The sequence below is a fragment of the Paraniabella hibiscisoli genome, from assembly GCF_022512515.1.
GTDB lineage: Bacteria > Bacteroidota > Bacteroidia > Chitinophagales > Chitinophagaceae > Niabella > Niabella hibiscisoli.
The window spans coordinates 426,334-442,707 of the sequence record NZ_JAKWBK010000001.1; the positions used below are offsets into that span (position 1 = coordinate 426,334).

General features: G+C 42.0%; 21 protein-coding genes and 2 pseudogenes. 11 read left to right on the top strand and 12 right to left on the bottom strand.

The features are described from left to right. The first annotated feature begins 28 nt into the window (after positions 1 to 28). Positions 29 to 499: a YcxB family protein gene (locus MKP07_RS02650; RefSeq protein WP_240844883.1), complete on the top strand. Its 471-nt coding sequence runs from the start codon at positions 29 to 31 to the stop codon at positions 497 to 499. A 5-nt stretch (positions 500 to 504) separates the two neighbouring features. On the opposite strand, the gene MKP07_RS02655 is transcribed toward MKP07_RS02650, so the two are convergent. Beyond that, positions 505 to 768: a GNAT family N-acetyltransferase gene (locus MKP07_RS02655; RefSeq protein ID WP_240844884.1), complete on the bottom strand. Its 264-nt coding sequence runs from the start codon at positions 766 to 768 to the stop codon at positions 505 to 507. After that, complete coding sequence (locus tag MKP07_RS02660) at positions 726 to 890, bottom strand: hypothetical protein (protein ID WP_240844885.1); 165 nt, start codon at positions 888 to 890, stop codon at positions 726 to 728. The genes MKP07_RS02655 and MKP07_RS02660 overlap by 43 nt, the downstream gene beginning before the upstream one ends. A 217-nt stretch (positions 891 to 1,107) precedes the next feature. Between MKP07_RS02660 and MKP07_RS02665 the strand changes: the two genes are divergently transcribed. From MKP07_RS02665 to MKP07_RS02690, 5 genes and pseudogenes are all read left to right on the top strand, one after another. Beyond that, positions 1,108 to 1,344, top strand: coding sequence for an acyl carrier protein (locus tag MKP07_RS02665; protein ID WP_114792255.1), 237 nt, complete (start codon positions 1,108 to 1,110; stop codon positions 1,342 to 1,344). A 117-nt stretch (positions 1,345 to 1,461) separates the two neighbouring features. After that, positions 1,462 to 2,716, top strand: a pseudogene (gene fabF / locus MKP07_RS02670) (beta-ketoacyl-ACP synthase II). A 63-nt stretch (positions 2,717 to 2,779) separates the two neighbouring features. Continuing rightward, on the top strand, positions 2,780 to 3,451 hold the full coding sequence (gene rnc / locus MKP07_RS02675; protein ID WP_240844886.1) for a ribonuclease III: 672 nt from the start codon (positions 2,780 to 2,782) through the stop codon (positions 3,449 to 3,451). A gap of 43 nt (positions 3,452 to 3,494) precedes the next feature. Beyond that, positions 3,495 to 3,830 (top strand): aminotransferase class V-fold PLP-dependent enzyme, encoded by a 336-nt coding sequence (locus MKP07_RS02680; protein ID WP_240844887.1) that lies wholly within the window; start codon positions 3,495 to 3,497, stop codon positions 3,828 to 3,830. Continuing rightward, positions 3,760 to 4,667 (top strand): annotated as a pseudogene (locus MKP07_RS02690) (cysteine desulfurase family protein). The gene MKP07_RS02680 and the pseudogene MKP07_RS02690 overlap by 71 nt, the downstream one beginning before the upstream one ends. A gap of 79 nt (positions 4,668 to 4,746) precedes the next feature. Here MKP07_RS02690 and MKP07_RS02695 read toward each other — a convergent pair. Beyond that, entirely contained in the window at positions 4,747 to 5,826 is a 1,080-nt protein-coding gene (locus MKP07_RS02695) for a DUF7151 family protein (protein WP_240844890.1), read from the bottom strand. A gap of 233 nt (positions 5,827 to 6,059) precedes the next feature. On the opposite strand from MKP07_RS02695, the gene MKP07_RS37535 reads away from it, so the two are divergent. The 4 genes from MKP07_RS37535 (at position 6,060) to MKP07_RS02710 (ending at position 7,896) form a co-directional block, all read left to right on the top strand. After that, positions 6,060 to 6,425 (top strand): zinc-binding metallopeptidase family protein, encoded by a 366-nt coding sequence (locus MKP07_RS37535; protein WP_262919122.1) that lies wholly within the window; start codon positions 6,060 to 6,062, stop codon positions 6,423 to 6,425. Further along, on the top strand, positions 6,388 to 6,537 hold the full coding sequence (locus MKP07_RS37540) for a M20/M25/M40 family metallo-hydrolase (RefSeq protein WP_262919123.1): 150 nt from the start codon (positions 6,388 to 6,390) through the stop codon (positions 6,535 to 6,537). The genes MKP07_RS37535 and MKP07_RS37540 overlap by 38 nt, the downstream gene beginning before the upstream one ends. Positions 6,538 to 6,583: 46 nt before the next feature. Next, positions 6,584 to 7,426, top strand: coding sequence for a M20/M25/M40 family metallo-hydrolase (locus MKP07_RS02705; RefSeq protein WP_240844891.1), 843 nt, complete (start codon positions 6,584 to 6,586; stop codon positions 7,424 to 7,426). Between the two features lie 92 nt (positions 7,427 to 7,518). After that, on the top strand, positions 7,519 to 7,896 hold the full coding sequence (locus tag MKP07_RS02710) for a GxxExxY protein (protein ID WP_240844892.1): 378 nt from the start codon (positions 7,519 to 7,521) through the stop codon (positions 7,894 to 7,896). A gap of 219 nt (positions 7,897 to 8,115) precedes the next feature. On the opposite strand, the gene MKP07_RS02715 is transcribed toward MKP07_RS02710, so the two are convergent. The 3 genes from MKP07_RS02715 to MKP07_RS02720 are packed head-to-tail and all read right to left on the bottom strand — an operon-like array spanning position 8,116 to position 9,217. Beyond that, the gene (locus MKP07_RS02715) at positions 8,116 to 8,517 is read right to left on the bottom strand and encodes a hypothetical protein (protein ID WP_240844893.1); all 402 of its coding nucleotides are present in this window, start codon (positions 8,515 to 8,517) and stop codon (positions 8,116 to 8,118) included. Then, positions 8,409 to 8,738 carry a family 16 glycosylhydrolase gene (locus tag MKP07_RS42005; protein WP_394803616.1) on the bottom strand — a complete coding sequence of 110 codons (330 nt, stop codon included), beginning with the start codon at positions 8,736 to 8,738 and terminating at the stop codon, positions 8,409 to 8,411. Before MKP07_RS42005 ends, MKP07_RS02715 begins: the two co-directional genes overlap by 109 nt. Continuing rightward, positions 8,735 to 9,217 carry a glycoside hydrolase family 16 protein gene (locus MKP07_RS02720; RefSeq protein ID WP_240844894.1) on the bottom strand — a complete coding sequence of 161 codons (483 nt, stop codon included), beginning with the start codon at positions 9,215 to 9,217 and terminating at the stop codon, positions 8,735 to 8,737. The genes MKP07_RS42005 and MKP07_RS02720 overlap by 4 nt, the downstream gene beginning before the upstream one ends. Before the next feature lie 227 nt (positions 9,218 to 9,444). Between MKP07_RS02720 and MKP07_RS02725 the strand changes: the two genes are divergently transcribed. Then, the gene (locus MKP07_RS02725) at positions 9,445 to 10,338 is read left to right on the top strand and encodes a tetratricopeptide repeat protein (protein WP_240844895.1); all 894 of its coding nucleotides are present in this window, start codon (positions 9,445 to 9,447) and stop codon (positions 10,336 to 10,338) included. A gap of 110 nt (positions 10,339 to 10,448) precedes the next feature. On the opposite strand, the gene MKP07_RS02730 is transcribed toward MKP07_RS02725, so the two are convergent. The 6 genes from MKP07_RS02730 to MKP07_RS02760 all read right to left on the bottom strand — a co-directional run bounded on the left by MKP07_RS02730 (position 10,449) and on the right by MKP07_RS02760 (position 16,365). Continuing rightward, positions 10,449 to 11,588, bottom strand: a complete 1,140-nt coding sequence (locus MKP07_RS02730; RefSeq protein WP_240844896.1) for a cytochrome-c peroxidase — start codon at positions 11,586 to 11,588, stop codon at positions 10,449 to 10,451. Positions 11,589 to 11,592: 4 nt separating this feature from the next. Continuing rightward, entirely contained in the window at positions 11,593 to 12,852 is a 1,260-nt protein-coding gene (locus tag MKP07_RS02735) for a DUF6850 family outer membrane beta-barrel protein (protein WP_394803617.1), read from the bottom strand. 395 nt (positions 12,853 to 13,247) lie between these two features. Beyond that, a complete protein-coding gene (locus tag MKP07_RS02745) occupies positions 13,248 to 13,439 on the bottom strand; it encodes a DUF4876 domain-containing protein (RefSeq protein ID WP_240844899.1) in 192 nt (63 codons plus the stop codon). Continuing rightward, the gene (locus MKP07_RS02750; protein WP_240844900.1) at positions 13,430 to 14,593 is read right to left on the bottom strand and encodes a DUF4876 domain-containing protein; all 1,164 of its coding nucleotides are present in this window, start codon (positions 14,591 to 14,593) and stop codon (positions 13,430 to 13,432) included. Before MKP07_RS02750 ends, MKP07_RS02745 begins: the two co-directional genes overlap by 10 nt. A 12-nt stretch (positions 14,594 to 14,605) precedes the next feature. After that, the gene (locus MKP07_RS02755; RefSeq protein WP_240844901.1) at positions 14,606 to 15,262 is read right to left on the bottom strand and encodes a TonB-dependent receptor; all 657 of its coding nucleotides are present in this window, start codon (positions 15,260 to 15,262) and stop codon (positions 14,606 to 14,608) included. Between the two features lie 11 nt (positions 15,263 to 15,273). After that, positions 15,274 to 16,365, bottom strand: a complete 1,092-nt coding sequence (locus MKP07_RS02760; protein ID WP_240844902.1) for a TonB-dependent receptor domain-containing protein — start codon at positions 16,363 to 16,365, stop codon at positions 15,274 to 15,276. Positions 16,366 to 16,374: the final 9 nt, after the last annotated feature.

A 16,374-nucleotide genomic window follows, 5' to 3' on the forward strand; every position in this document is an offset into this window, starting at 1 on the left:
TTGTTTTCAAGTACTCCTTATATATATAATGACCATTTCATTCGATTACGATAAAAAACAGGTAATTCAGGCCTTACGCTATCATTTTATATCTAAAACGGAACTCCGTATTATGATTATACTGGTGAATGCGTTTGCCATTTTATCGCTGGTATTATATGCATTGGGAAAGATCACCCCTACCGCCTTCCTTACCTATTCCTTTCTCTGGATCGTATTAATGGCCAGCTTGTGGTTTATTTTACCTACCGCAGTGTACCGGCAGGCCAAAACATTTCAGCATTCATTTAATATGTATTTTAATGATACCGACTTTACACTGGAGCATGAACGGGGAAAAAGAAGCTGGCCTTACACAGCCTTACGTAATTATAAGGAAACGCCTAATTTCTTTCACCTGTATTTTGATGCCAAATCGTTTCTGCTGGTTCCTAAAAACGCATTTGATGACCTGGAAACACTGCAGCGTTTCAGAGATCTGTTGAAAAGCAAAATATAAGACTGCTAATTAATACGTTTCTTCATCAGGATATGGGCAATGGAAAGCTTTAGAAATTCATCGCCTGTAATAATGTATCCCATTTTTTCATAAAACCCGGCTGCGCTCGAGCGGGCATGCATTGATATCTCGCGGTAACCTATGTCCCGTGCTATTGTTTCAGCAAATTCCATCAGGGCACGGCCAATCCCTTTCCCCTGCAATTGGTTTCTTACCGCCATTTGTCTCAAGATAACGCCAATATCGCCACCTTCACCAACATGCAGCAACCCAGCATTTTTTCTTCTTCAAACGCACCGATCAGTATATTTTCCCTGTCTGCCTCAATATCGGTGCCTTCCAGTTCCATCCCCAATGGTTTGCGCAGAATTTCGTTGCGCAGGTCGATCATTTGCTGATACTTTTGTACCGTAATCTATAATTTTTAAGGCCATCCGGATTGTTTTACAAGACTGATTTTACGATAACCGTTGTTTGTAAAATAGTGTTTTTTTTGGCTTAAATTCAACTTTTTTAAAGCATGACAACATTTTTACATTTTTTTTGTTTCTCATACTTATTTAGTCAAAAACTCTATTTTTGCACTCAACAAACAAAAACAATCAGATATGTCAGACATTGCATCAAGAGTAAAGAAAATCATCGTTGACAAATTAGGCGTTGACGAAGCAGAAGTAACTACCGAAGCATCTTTTACCAACGATTTGGGCGCAGATTCTCTCGATACCGTTGAGTTGATTATGGAATTTGAAAAAGAATTCAACATTTCTATTCCTGATGAGCAGGCTGAAACAATTACCACTGTAGGCCAGGCTGTATCTTACTTAGAAGAGCACGCTAAGTAATAACTTTAGAAACAAATGCTTCGGTTGCCGGGCTTACCGGCGATCCGCTAGCAAAATTTTATATCCGCCTTTGAAGTGGTTACCCATGCAAAGGCGGTTTTTATTAACGTAGAGCTAATGGAATTTAAAAGGGTAGTAATTACTGGTATGGGTGCTTTGACACCGCTGGGGAATACGGTAGACGAATATTGGAACGGATTGATCAATGGCGTATCAGGTGCCGCACCTATCACCCAGTTTGATGCATCGAAGTTCAGAACCCGGTTTGCCTGTGAAGTAAAGAACTTCGAACCTACCAATTTCCTGGATAAAAAAGAGGCTCGTAAAATAGACCGCTTTTCCCAGTTTGCACTAGTGGCAAGCGACCAGGCAATGGCCGATGCAGGGCTGAATAAAGAAAATATCAACCCCGACAGAATTGGTGTGGTACTGGGCAGCGGTATCGGAGGCTTAATTACTTTCCAGAACGAGGTAATGGATTTCGCCAAAGGCGATGGCACTCCCCGTTTTAACCCTTTCTTTATTCCTAAAATGATCCTGGATATTGCTGCAGGACAGGTGAGCATGCGGCATAATCTACGTGGTCCTAACTACGCGGTAACCAGTGCCTGTGCCAGCAGCACCAATGCGATGATCGATGCGATCAACTTACTACGCTTAGGCAAAGCAGATATTATTGTTACAGGTGGTAGTGAAGCCGTTATCAGCGAAGCTGGTGTTGGCGGCTTTAATGCTATGAAAGCCATGAGCGAACGTAACGACGACCCGGCTGCTGCCTGCCAGCAGACCTTATGACAAAGATCGTGATGGCTTTGTAATGGGTGAAGCAGCAGGTATTTTAATACTGGAAGAATTAGAACATGCAAAAGCTAGGGGCGCAAAAATCTACTGCGAAATAGTAGGTGGTGGCGCCAGTGCCGATGCTTACCATATTACAGCTCCTCATCCTGAAGGGTTGGGCGCTAAAAATGTAATGCTGGCGGCTTTAAGCGATGCCGGCCTGAGCATTACCGATATAGATTATATCAATACACACGGAACCTCTACTCCATTGGGAGATGTAGCTGAAACCAAGGCCATCCTTGATGTTTTTGGAGAACACTCCTATAAACTTAACATCAGTTCTACCAAAAGTATGACAGGCCATTGCCTGGGAGCTGCGGGTGTAATTGAAGCCATTGCCTGCATCAAAAGTGTTATGCACGATATTGTTCCGCCAACGATCAATCATTTTACAGACGATCCGGATCTGGATCCGAAATTAAATTTTACCTTTAACAAAGCACAAAACCGCGTGGTAAACGCTGCCTTAAGCAATACTTTCGGTTTTGGAGGGCATAATGCCTGTGTTATTGTAAAGAAATACACATAAACATAAGTGAGTTTTATTAGGGACCTTTTTTCCAGGAGTTCTGATACATCTCTTAAAAAAGAGTTGAAGAATATATTGGGTTTTGCACCCGATAACTTTCAACTTTATAAAACGGCCCTAACCCACCGGTCTATCAGCGAAAACGTAGATGAAAACAACGAAAGGCTGGAGTACCTGGGCGATGCAATACTTAGTTCCATAACAGCCGACTACCTTTTCAGACGCTACCCCTATCACGGTGAAGGTTTTCTTACCGAAATGCGCAGTAAAATGGTGAACCGCCAGCAGCTGAATGATGTGGCGGTAAAAATGGGCTTGAAAAAGATTGCCAAATTCAACAAGCTCGACAACTGTCTTAAAACCAGCCATATTTTTGGGAATACACTGGAAGCCCTGGTAGGCGCTATTTACCTGGATTATGGGTATAAACGCACTTGTAGATGGGTACAGGACTACCTGATAGGGCCGCACATGTTTATGGACGAGTTGGAAACCCGGGAGATCAATCACAAAAACAAACTATACGGCTGGGCTAACCGCAATGGCAAAGTGCTTGAATTTAACCTCCTGAGTGAAAAGATAGAAAATGGCCGGAGGTTATTTACCATGGCCGCCGTTGTAGATGGAGAAGCCCTTGCACAAGGCAGCGCTTTCAATAAGAAAGACGCTTCTCAAATTGCTGCTAACACTGCACTAACGTTACTGGGTATTAACCAAAGCGAACCCGTACAATAATCACCGTTTTATAGTTCCTGTCCCTTTTTATTACCTTTAGCTGATGGTAAAAGAGATGCCCGTGTACATGGACTACAGCGCTACAACGCCCTGCGATGAAAGAGTAGTGCAGGAAATGCTCCCCTATTTTACGCAATATTTTGGCAATACCGCCAGCCGTGTACATAGTTTCAGCTGGCAGGCAGAAGCTGCCGTAGAACAAGCCAGGGAAAGAGTAGCCAGACTGTTACAAGTACCAGCCAGGGAGGTTGTGTTTACTTCAGGAGCTACAGAAGCCTGTAACCTGGCATTGCGGGGGCATTTTCGAAATGTATGCAGTAAAAGGCAATCATATTATTACCACCAAAACAGAGCACAAAGCCGTTTTGGATACCTGTAAGGCTTTGAGAGAAAAAGGAGCATCTGTTACTTACCTGGATGTGGATGCTAATGGGATCATTGATCTGCAACAGCTGGAAGCAGCAATCCAACCACATACTATTTTAGTAGCTGTTATGTTCTCTAATAATGAAACCGGCGTGCTGCAACCTGTAGCGCGAATAGGTGCCATTTGCAAACAACGCCAGGTATTATTTTTTGCGATGCCACACAGGCAGTAGGCAAAATACCCGTGCATCCCAACGAAGCAGGCATAGACCTCATGAGTTGCAGCGCTCACAAAATGTACGGACCAAAGGGTGTGGGCGCTTTATATATCAGAAGTCGTAATCCCCGGGTTAAAATAATGCCTCAACTTACGGGAGGTGGCCATGAACAAAACATCAGAAGCGGTACTTTGAATGTGCCGGGTATCGTAGGTTTTGGTAAAGCCTGTGCTTTATGCAGCGAAGAGATGGCTACGGAAGCCACCAGACTGGAGACCTTTCGAAATACACTTACCCAGGCACTACTCGAAATACCAGGTAGTTCGCTGAACGGGCATATTACCCAACGCCTGCCTCATATTTCCAATATTTCATTTAACGGACTTAACAGCAGCCTGTTGTTATCAGCACTTAATAAATCACTGGCACTTTCGGCGGGGTCAGCCTGCACCAGCGGCAGCCTCGATCCTTCCTACGTTTTGGCCGCAATGGGCTTACCCGAGCAGGTGTCGCGCGCTGCGCTGCGCTTTAGCCTGGGCAGGTTTACTACAGCAACTCACATTGATTTTGCTATTGAAGAGGTTTGGAAATGTGTAACTGAATTAAGAAACCAGATCCCTGTATTTGAGTAATCAGGCATCGGCCCCATGCACAAAAAAGCCCCGGCGCATGGGCCAGGGCTATATTTAAAAAGAGGCTAATAGCGTCGCATTAATCTACCACCAAAAGACCTACGGTAACATTTAAGAAGTTATCGCAATAAGTTATGGGCGATGTTGAACAAACATTTTCCAGGTTGATCGTGTTTCCTGAAATCAAGGTAGTGGTAACATTGGTATTGTTGCTTAACACCAGGGTTTTTGCCGTGTTTATTGCAGGACTGATAGTACCGGTATACTTTCCTGCAGCTGTCCGGCTCCATGTAACAGTAACGCCCAGGTTATTTACTAATGGAACTCCTACCGGAGCGCCGGTTCCCTGCTGGCTTACCACTGTCGCATACACCCGGTTGGCATTACACATATAAGAAGTCTTACTAATCTCAGATTGATCTAACACATTATTCCGGTTCATGTCCGTACCATAATTGATACGGGTACCACCACCTGCGCAATTGGCACCGATAGGCTCGGGTACCACATCTACCAGGCTGTTATAACCATTGGTGCCGGTACCGCCTGCCGCATTACAGATATATTGCGTGCTTTGCACTTCACTGTTATCCAATACATTGTTACGATTAATATCTAAACCCGCACTTATTTTAAAACCGCCGCTGGCACAATTGGCGCCGGCAGCTTCTGCCACAACTGAGGTCAGGGTGCTGAGTCCATCATTTCCATTGCAGATATAGGCAGTGGTTTGCACTTCAGCAGCATCCAGCACATTATTGCCATTGGTATCTACGCCTGAAGTAACCTTATATCCACCTTTTGCGCAATTGGTTCCCGCACTTTCTGTTACAAAGGAGATCAGCGAATTTCTGCCATTGCTGCCGGTACCTCCGTTGCCATTGGTACCGTTACACAGGTATTTGGTAACCTGCACTTCGCTGGCATCCAATACGCTATTCCCATTCAGATCTATTCCGGAAAGTACCTTATACCCTCCATTGGCACAGTTAGTACCTGCGGGCTCGGTTACAAAATCGATCAGGCTATTTTTGCCATTAGTGCCATTGGCACCATCAGTACCGTCTGTTCCGTCAGTACCATTTCTGCCCTGGGTTCCTTTTTTGCAACTAAATAAAAGGGCACAGAACAAAGTAACTACAATAAAATAAGTTCTCATTTTGTTTTGGCCTAGAGGGGGTAATGTTTAAAGGCTAATCCGCCGCAAAAATACTATAAACCAGTTAAATAAAGAGAATTTTATCGTCAATGCCATATGAGTGTAAGAGAGTATAGAATATATTGAAAACGGCTTTGTTTTTTTGAAATTTATCATCCGATGCCACTTATCATTGTCCTGGTATAAAAATTATCTAAATCTACTACCTTCGTAAGCATAATAAAACATTCTATATGAGCCAAGTTTGGAAAGAATACCAGGAGCAAAACCAGGAAAGATTTTTGAAAGAAATGATGGATCTGTTACGTATTCCATCAATCAGCGCTAAAAGTGAACATAAAGATGATATGATCCGGTGCGCTGAAGCGGTGAAGGCATCTTTACTGGCCAGTGGTTGTGATAAAGCTGAAGTGATGGATACGGGCGGGCATCCGGTGGTTTATGGCGAAAAAATGATTGATCCGACAAAACCTACCGTATTGGTTTACGGGCATTATGACGTACAGCCTGTGGAACCACTGGAGCTGTGGCATACACCTCCTTTTGAGCCTACTATTAAAGATGAAAAAGTATTCGCGCCGCGGCAGCGCAGACGATAAGGGACAGTTTTACATGCATGTGAAAGCCCTGGAAACCATGGTGAAAACCAATACCATGACTACCAATATTAAGTTTATTATTGAAGGCGAGGAAGAAGTAGGCTCTCTCTAACCTGGGCAGGTTTGTAGCAGCCAATAAAGAGCTATTAAAAGCCGACGTGATCCTCATCAGCGATAGTTCTTTGCTGAGCATGGAGAACCCGTCTCTTGACACGGGCGTGCGTGGGCTAAGCTATATTGAAGTGGAAATAACCGCGGCAGCGCGCGACCTGCATAGCGGTACTTATGGAGGAGCAGTGGCCAATCCGATAGTAGTATTATCTAAAATGATCGCCAGCTGTCACGATGAAAACAACCATATTACCATACCTGGATTTTACGATGACGTAAATGTGGTTTTGGAAGAAGAAAGAGCGTTGATCAATAAAGCGCCTTTTAACGAACAGGAATATAAAGACGAAATTGGCATCCAGGAATTATGGGGTGAGAAGGGCTTTAGCACTTATGAACGCACCGGCATCAGACCAACACTGGAACTTAACGGTATCTGGGGCGGCTATACCGGTGAAGGAGCGAAAACGGTGTTACCAGCCAAGGCAACGGCGAAGATCTCTGCAAGACTGGTTCCTAATCAAACCAGCGAAAAGATCACTGAATTATTATTAGCTCATTTCAGAAAAATAGCCCCTTCCTGCGTAACAGTGAATGCTTTTGAACATCATGGTGGCGAGCCTTACGGTACACCAATCGACAGTAAGGGTTACCAGGCGGCAAGCAAGGCGCTGGAAGCTACTTTTGGCAAAACACCGATACCGGTAAAAGGTGGCGGCAGTATTCCTATTTGTCATACACTCGAAAGCGAGCTGGGCACTAAAATCATCTTCATGGGCTTCGGACTGGATAATGACGGATTGCATAGCCCGAATGAGAAATACAATATCGAGAACTATTATAAGGGCATCGAAACCATTCCTTATTTCCACCAGTTCTTTGCAGAATAAAGTGAATGCCACGAATGCACGAATAGTTATTACTTATTCATTCGAGCATTCGTGGCTAATATAATATTGCTGACACTTATAAACCACCACCTATGAACGAACCAATCATCTTTAAAGAAGAAAGCTATGAAATTGTAGGCGCCTGCATGGAAGTACATAATCATCTGGGTGCAGGGTTTGCTGAAATAGTTTATAAGGATGCGCTGGAATATGAGTTTAGACAACGCGACATTCCTTTTGAAAGAGAAAAACAGTATACTGTCCAATACAAAAACATCCTGCTACCTCATTTATTTTATGCCGACTTCGTTGTGTTTGATTGTATCATTCTCGAAATAAAATCTGTTTCACAGTTCACTAATGAATTTACAGCACAATGTATTAATTACCTGAAAGTGTCGGGTAATCAGTTGGCCATGCTGGTAAATTTTGGCTTAGCGCGTCTGGCTTATAAACGTATTGTCTGGTAGTAGTGCCTTATTGAAGAATTTTATAACGCCACGAATGCACAAATGATACGACAAAAGTCTTGAACTTATTAGGTAGTTAGCTATTTGCTCATAACATCGAAGAACATAATTCGTTTCAACGAATCAATAAAGCTCTTCCATTGATTTACTAACTTTTTCTGAACATCTCAAAAATTCGTGCATTCGTGGCAAATCTGCATAGCTCATTTCAAAACCCTACTACAGCGGCTTCACTTTTATATAATCTACTTCGAACACCGCAGGAAAGGTGGTGAAAAATAAGCCTTCTATATTACAGGCATTGCTATTATTCCCGGCTGGTGTCTTCTGATCTTTTAAACAACGGTTCGGCATAGGTAAGTATCCCAACTGCTGATCTGGCTGGCCTACCCAGCGGCCACCTACCGCCATATTCACACATATATCCCAGGTTTCGTTAGCGCTGTTTGGGTAACGTTTCTCAACGGAGGTCCTGTCAACCAGGTGCAGGTCACGGATCGTTTGTATATCCGTTAGTTTATAATACCCGTATGGTGTACCATCGAGGTAGGCCGTAAAGATGATAGGATCGAGCAGCTCGTTATTGTTTTCATTAGCGCTTTTAATTTCCACCGCCCACACATGCCAGCCGCCGGTTCCGGCAACGGGCTCTTCAAAAAAACATGCTGTTGCGTGGTGTTCGCTCCTATTGTATTGGGAAAATGCAGGGTAAATTTAGAGTACCCGGGCCGATAGCCGCCAAAATACTCCATAATATCTACTTCTCCCCAGGAAGCGCCATCTTTCCTACGCAGCCAGAACGCAGGTAAAACGCCCTGTCCATGCGGAATACGTGCTCTTATTTCATACCGGGCGAATAAGGAAAATACCTGGGCGTAGCAGCTTCACGGGTATTGATCAGCCCTGACGTCCAGTACCGGGTACCTGCAGGTAACCCCTCCTGCGGTGATGCACGCATAATACCATCGCTACTAACAAAAGACATTACAGGCGCCTGGTAGGCGGGCCCGGAGAAAGTTTCTTTACGCGAAGTGATCTTCAAAGTTCCATTGGAGACCTCCAGGTTATCAGGGCGATACCATTGGGATTCGAAGTTGCCTGATGAGTAAGGTAGCGACATTCTCAACCACTTAGCCGGATCAACGGCTGTGCCCGAAAAGTCCTCGTAGAAATAATACTGTTCTTTTTCAACAGGTGGATCAACAGGGGCAGGTTTTTTACAGGACGCCAGCAATAATACAACGATCATCCATTTTATACCAGCAGTAATAGAATTACGAGGATGGAGCTGTTTATGTATCCATTGGTGAACAAGCATCATATTATAGCTTCAGATAATAAAGTTAAGCAATAATAAAGCCGCTTTCATCAGGTCTGGTAATTGATGTTCACATTGGTGGGTTCACTTTGCAGTGTCTTCTAACCTCGCAATTTGCCTGTTCTTTTTGTTGCTTTACCGATAAAAATTGGTTCTTTAATAGCGGTATCTTTTCTTTGAAGCACTAAGATTATTTTATTCACTCAGCTATTGCTACAAACATTTACCCTATGACTAAGTTGCTCGGAGGAGTTACCCTCTTCTGCTTTATATTCATAGCTGTTGCGCCGGTACTGGCGCAGGATAATACCGAGCTCAAACAAATGCATGATGCTGACCAGGCCGCCCGTATGCAACAACCTATTAACTGGGACATATTGAATGTGCAGGACAGCCTGAGAAAAATAAGAGCTTACCAGTTGCTGGATTCGGGTAAGGTAAATACCGGACAGGATTATTATCATGCTGCCATGATCTTTCAACACGGCGCATTTGGCGATACGACCTCATCGGCTATGGCGGTAAAACTGATGCGCAAAGCCCTGGAAAAAGATTCCAGCGTGAACCGGTGGTTACTGGCAGCAGCTATTGACCGGAACCTGATGTATAGCGGCAGGCCTCAGATCTATGGCACACAGTATACTGCCAATATGGAAAATCCGAAAATGCATTTATACACCATCGACAGTACAAAGGTTACCGATGAGGAACGGCAATACTATTTTGTAGATACTATGGCGGAGATCAGGGAAAGGGAGCGAAAAATGAGTTTGCAGCCTTTAGACAAATTATATAACCCGGCTCAACCCATCAGCGAAGCTATTGCTGCTATTAAAAGGGAACATCAAAAAGGCAAAAGCTCTTTATATGCAATAGATGAAAGAGCCATCAATGGCTTTGGCTACAGTTTATTGAAATCTCAGAAAACAGAAGATGCGCTTGCTATATTTAAGTTGAACACAGTATTATATCCGGATGGTTATAATACATGGGATAGCCTGGGTGAATGCTTGCTACAATTCAATCGTAAGAACGAAGCCATCAAAGCTTATGAGCAATCTGTAAAACTCAACCCCAAGCATAAAGCCGGTATAGAAACATTGAAAAAGTTGAAAGCGGAGTAAGACGTATTGGTCCCGGCTTCTTCTTTGAACCATTAAGACATGAAGGTTCATTAAGGCTTAACTATTCTGAACTCTTTCATGGTTCATGCTTCAGCTGTATGGGGATTTTATTACTTCGGCAACTCAGGCCTGCGCATGCGATAAGGCGTACCCGTTAATGTATTCAAGAATGCCACCAGCTGTTTCTTTTCCTGGGGAGTCAGGTTCAATGGCTTTATCAACTTATCGGTTTTAGGGAACATCGGATCATTGCGCTGCTCCTCTGTTTTAGCCGGTTGAGGCATACCACTGTTATAAACATTAACGATTCCTTCTAAGCCATCAAACAAACCATTGTGCATCCAGGGACGGGTTCTGTTCAGCTCTCTTAAAGAAGGCGTACGGAATCGGCCAACATCTTCATTTTTCTTTGTTACGTTATAGCGTCCCAGGTCTTCAAATTTTCTTTTATAATAAGTCAACCCGATATTATGAAAGCTGGTATCGGTTAAGAAGGGGCCGCTATGACAGTTCATACAGCGGGCCTTTGTTCTGAACAGATGTAAGCCGGCCACTTCATCATCGGTAAACTCTTCGTAATCGCCGCCCAAAAACTGATCGTACCGGCTGGAGCGACTTTTAATGATTTTTTGAAATGCAGCTAAAGCCCGGGATATCTTATCAAAGTCGATCTCCTTACTTTGATAGGCCTTCTCAAATAAGGTTTCATAGCCTTTTATTTTACCCAGCTTTTCACCCAGGGTAGGCACATCCATATTCATTTCATGGTGAGCGCTCAAAGGCTCTACCATCTGGGTTTCAAAACTATTGGCTCGTCCATCCCAGAACAGTTCCTTATTAATATGTACATTCAGCAGGCTCTGCGTATTTCTCGTGCCCTGCAAATGGTCATTCCCTAAGGCAAGCACTCTTCCATCCTGCCAGGACAGGTCCGGATCGTGACAGCTGCTGCAGGAGATCTGGTTGGAACCTGACAAACGCGGGTCAAAGAAAAGTATTTTACCCAGGTGCGTTACGGGGTCTTTATCGGCTTTAAACCAGGAAGTATCGTCTTTAGGCATCGCCGTCATTTCGCTCCATATAGCGCCGGCATCTATTGCAGGTCGCGGCCATTGCGCCACAGGACGACTGTATAAGTTTCTTAAAGAATCATTATAGGTTTTAAACACCGGCAAAGCCCGATTCGTAAAAAGAAAAGAGCCTAGTCCAACGAGGACAATAAGGCCTATGACCAGATAGATTTTTCGCATGAGGTTACAAAAATATTTGAAATCCTAATGAAATCTGCAATTGATTTTTACCGGTATATGTGGGGACCAGTGTCCGGTTAATATCGCTATCCTTAAGTTTTTGCAGGTAGTTGATGTTTAAAGAAATGGAAGAACCTGCTAATCTTAACATAGAAGGCGAGTAATACATAAGGCCCAGTTTGCCGGTGAAGAAAGTTGATCCGAGAAAATCGTATTCAGGATACACAATACTTTTTGTAAAAACATTTACCTGGGTCTCTGGCACCTGCAAACTGTTTGTAAATGGCAGGATCAAACCCGGCTGGGCAGTGATCTTTAAACTATGGTTTTTCCCATAAAGGTATTTACCTCCTTGAACAGAGAAATCGGCTTTGGTATTTTCATAAAAATGCATTGCAAGAAAGTCCTTCTTGGCAAAATGGCTAACCTGGGCTTCAAAACCCAATTCGATATTTACTCTTTCCTTTTTCTTCAATGACAGTAAGTATTGAACCTGGGCGTTATGTTCGTCAAAAAGGTAATTAGCTCCACCCGGTGAAGACATTAGTTGTGCCGTACCTTCATTGATTTCTGCATTAAAATGGACCTGGTGATTCCTTACCGAATTGTCAGTAAAAATTAACGCATCCAGTTTTTGAGTTACAAGCTCATATTTGCTATGTATTGTTTCCTTAATTGGGTTATTAATGCTGTCGGTATTGGTTAGTAGATTAAAATTTTTTCTTGCTAAAAAAGTATTGCTATAATTTACTTTTACATTCCAGTTATATAGTATTGTGGAAGCGCTAAATTTCCAACCGTCTATTTTATCTCGTGATTGGGAATAGGCTTCTTTACCATACTTTGCCGTATATCCATAGCCCGTGTTTAACCACAATTGACGTTCCGGATAAAGCTGGCTTCTTGCATACATACTGTTTTTAAATCCAATATCAAAATCACCGTCCGCCTTGCCTATCACATACTCACCCCCAAGAACAGTATTTCCTACTTTATAAAATAGACCGGGCGTATACGTAAGCTGAAATAATTTGTTATCGGGCCTGGGATCTACAGAGCCGGTAGACCAATGATAGTTGTAATTGAGTAAAGATCCTAAGTAGAGTCCTTCAATCAAGCGATATCCCATACCTGCTTCAAATCGGATGTTTTGCCGTTCATATTTACCTGGCTTAATCGCAAAATGCGTAAATGGCTCTCCCGCCTGTAAGTCTCCCGCAAGATTGTTCGCCAGACTATCATCCCACTGTTTATCAAAAAGAATTTCCCCATTATCTTAGCTTTACCAATGGTAGTAAAGCCTTCTGTATACAGGGTTGCCGCCTTCGAACTGTAGGCTTCAGTTGGAAGTCTGACAGCCCTTCTATTGTTTTTATAAGATAACTGTAAAGTACTTGCGGCAGGTAGGGTATCTCCTAAAAGTTGGGCAACGTTACTTTGAATAAATTGTAATCTGATTTGCTGCGCCGTATAAATATATAAATTATCTGAACGCCGTCTTTGTCCTCTTTCTATTTGCAATCGCTTATAGAATTCCGGACTGATAGCAGATAGTGTATCTTGTAAAGTTTGTATCTGTGCATGGCCCTCGGCTACGCACAGATACAATAAAATAGTGAGTAATAATATTTTAAAAACTCTTAGCATTCTTTATCTTACTTATTTAGAAAAAGAAGCATCTAATTTAGACGGATCCGCCTTTGTTTTTGTTTCAAAATCATTTGCAGAATTATTAGTATCCTGTAAAATTCTTCTTCCATCAACTGTTTTTGTAATCTTACGAATTAAAGATTGAGAAGAATATTGTCCTCCTGTAACAAAAGCTCCTGTTGCGTCTAAGCTTATCGGCAACCGTTTAGAGTCCTACCGGTTTCTAAAGGGGTAATAATTTCAACAGCATCCAAAATTGATACAGTTATTGGCACTTGCAAAGAAGGGTTAGTCCCTGCAAGAGGCAATGTATAAATGGGTCTTAATGCAATATTCACTCCCGGAGCTTTAAACATTATGAAATCATCCTTTCCGGTTGCATCCATCACCCAGTCATTACTACCTAAACAATTCAATACTGCAAGATTCGGTACAAGTGGATTATCTACATCGGTACCGAATGGCTTAAAAGTAGTTGTACCGCTGTAATTAGCTCTTTTATACTCTACAACATTTGTCTCAAAATCAGCATTGCTCAAATTTATAGTTACCGCTGGATCTAAAATCCCTTCATTACCTACTTGTTTGCCATCATTGTCGATATACGGCTTCGTATGGTCTAATGCAGTTTGAGCTATAATAATACTTTTTCCGGGAGCCAACGGGTGATCCTTTCCTGTTCCTGGAATCATAAACAAATGACGGAAGTAAAGGTAGTCCTTATTAGCATCGCCTGTACCTGACGGCATTCCGCCTATAACCGTTGTCCAGTCAAGAGGAACACCTCCGGCGGAAAGTGCGGTATTACGCGCCTGGGTACTTCCCACATAAAGACTGTCAAGATAGATGGTTTGATTTGAATTGTTATATATTTCAACAAACTGATCTCTAAAAATCGCCCCTGATTTAGTATTAGACCCAGCATAATAAATCTGCTTAAAAACCAAGTCGCCTATTTTGCCACTTTGCAGTTGTAGCTTCACACTAGCATTCGTATTCAATGCTTGTGTTTCTGTAGCGTTATACGCTACGTTAGAACCTACAGAAACATTAGTTAAAGTAAAAAATTCTTCGGCAGTATAATTTTTTGAGACAGCTATGGTGTAGTTACCCGGAACAATACTTGCAAAAACTGCTACCCCATCCGCGTTAGTATTTGCAGTATTTTCCTGCCCATTTATCAGGTTGGTAATTTTCACTGGCATATTATTTTTAGGTAGTCCTAATGCACTATCGGCGCTAGAGTAAGCTACCTGAACACTTAGTGAAATGGCCTGAACAGTTTGAATATCTGACTTTCTGCAGGAAAACAAAAATGTTAAAAGCAGAACAAAAATGAGAAATTGTTTTTTCATGATATATAGATTTTATAATTGCAGGCTTGCGCCAATAGTAATACTTACTGGTTTATAATTATACAGGCTAACGCTCGTGGCTCCGTCACCATTTGAAAAGGTATAAGCCTGAGGTTTCCTGTTTAAAACATTAAATGCGCTAACAGACAATCTAATATTTTTCCTTATTTCCTTTGCAACACGCACATTGAAATTCCAAAATCCCTTTGAAGGAAAATAATTCTTCTCGTTATCTGTTGATCCAAATCCCCTCCGGAGATAGGCCATGCCTTCGCTTCTCGCTTCTTCTTGCGTAAGAAGAATTTTTTCACCCGTAGCAAGCGTATAACTAACAGGGTAGATATTTTTAGCATCCTGCTGTTGTTTCAACAGTGGCTCATAATCAGCAACCACACTTACTACAAATCCAATTTTGGGAATATGAGTGTTGGTATTAAAGCTAAGAACTGCGCCTTCGGACTCACTTCTTTTATTAAGGAATTCAGTGTAAACAATCCCTTTTTCTTGCGCAGTGACAGACGCAACCTCTGTGCTAGTAAGATTTGACCCGTAATATTTTGAAACAGTATAACCTGCCCTGATGGCCAGAGAGGTAGCTAAAACGGCTACAATTTTTGTTTGGAAAGAAAACTGCAAGCCATAATCTTCCGAACTAAGGCCATTATTCATACGCGTTCTCTTCAAGTCCCACATTCTTCCATATTCGCCAGTAGGAAAATAATTGATGGTACTATCCTTATTGATAGAGTAATTATAAATAGGAACATCTGTAGGGATATACTCTTCGTAAGTATTAAAGCCATTTTTATTTTTTTATAAAACAAAAACAACGAGGCACTACCTATTTTGGGTGAGTTAAATGAAACCCCTTGCTCGGCTTGATACGTAACGGCATTTCGAAGATTTCTATTTTCAGCTAGTACTTTTTGCGTATAAACCAGGTATAAACTACTTCTGGTGTATCCAGTGTACAGATTAAGTAACGGTATATCAAAATATGTTGGCGAGGGATACAAATGCGCGAGCGATGGTGATTTGAAAGTTATCCCATAAGAACTGCTAATACTCCAATTTTTATTTAAAATATAATTGAACGATAACCGAGGTTGCGGATTACCTCTGCCATTTTGCATACTCCACCTAAAACCAAGTCCTAGGTTAAATCGTTTATCAAATAATTGGCCTCTTAGATTATCCTGGAAGTAAAATGCTACACTATATTCAAAGCGAACACTATCAGAGTAGTTAAACGGTCTTTCATTTTGGCCGCCATTTAGGTTTACCCAACGTGGCGCATTAGGATCAACGATATTGCCTCGTCCTTTATTTCCGGATCCATTAACAGCAACCCCAAATGAAAGCTGATGCTGGATATTCCATAACTTTAGCAACTTCGACTGCATATCTAAATTACCACTATAAGAAATAGGCTTACCGTCTATTTCTTCAACTGCAAGATACTGTCCGGGTAAAAAGTACCCAGCGTATACACCTGTAGTATCTTTATAACCAATTCCTTTAGGTAAAGTATTGAATGCTAATTGTGCGTAAGAATATTGTTTTCCTATTGAATAATTAAAGCTTGTAGATACATTGTCCAAAAACTTCTTATCAAAGTTGAATAAAGTGTTATTACTAAATCGGATGCTCTTTCTTTCTGAATAACTCATTACTCTCGAATCATCGTCAGGATCCGCCTTAATATCATCTAAATTGGATGAGGTATTTGCCGAAAACGAATTAGTTCCAGTTTTGAATATTTTTTGGTCCATTTGACACTT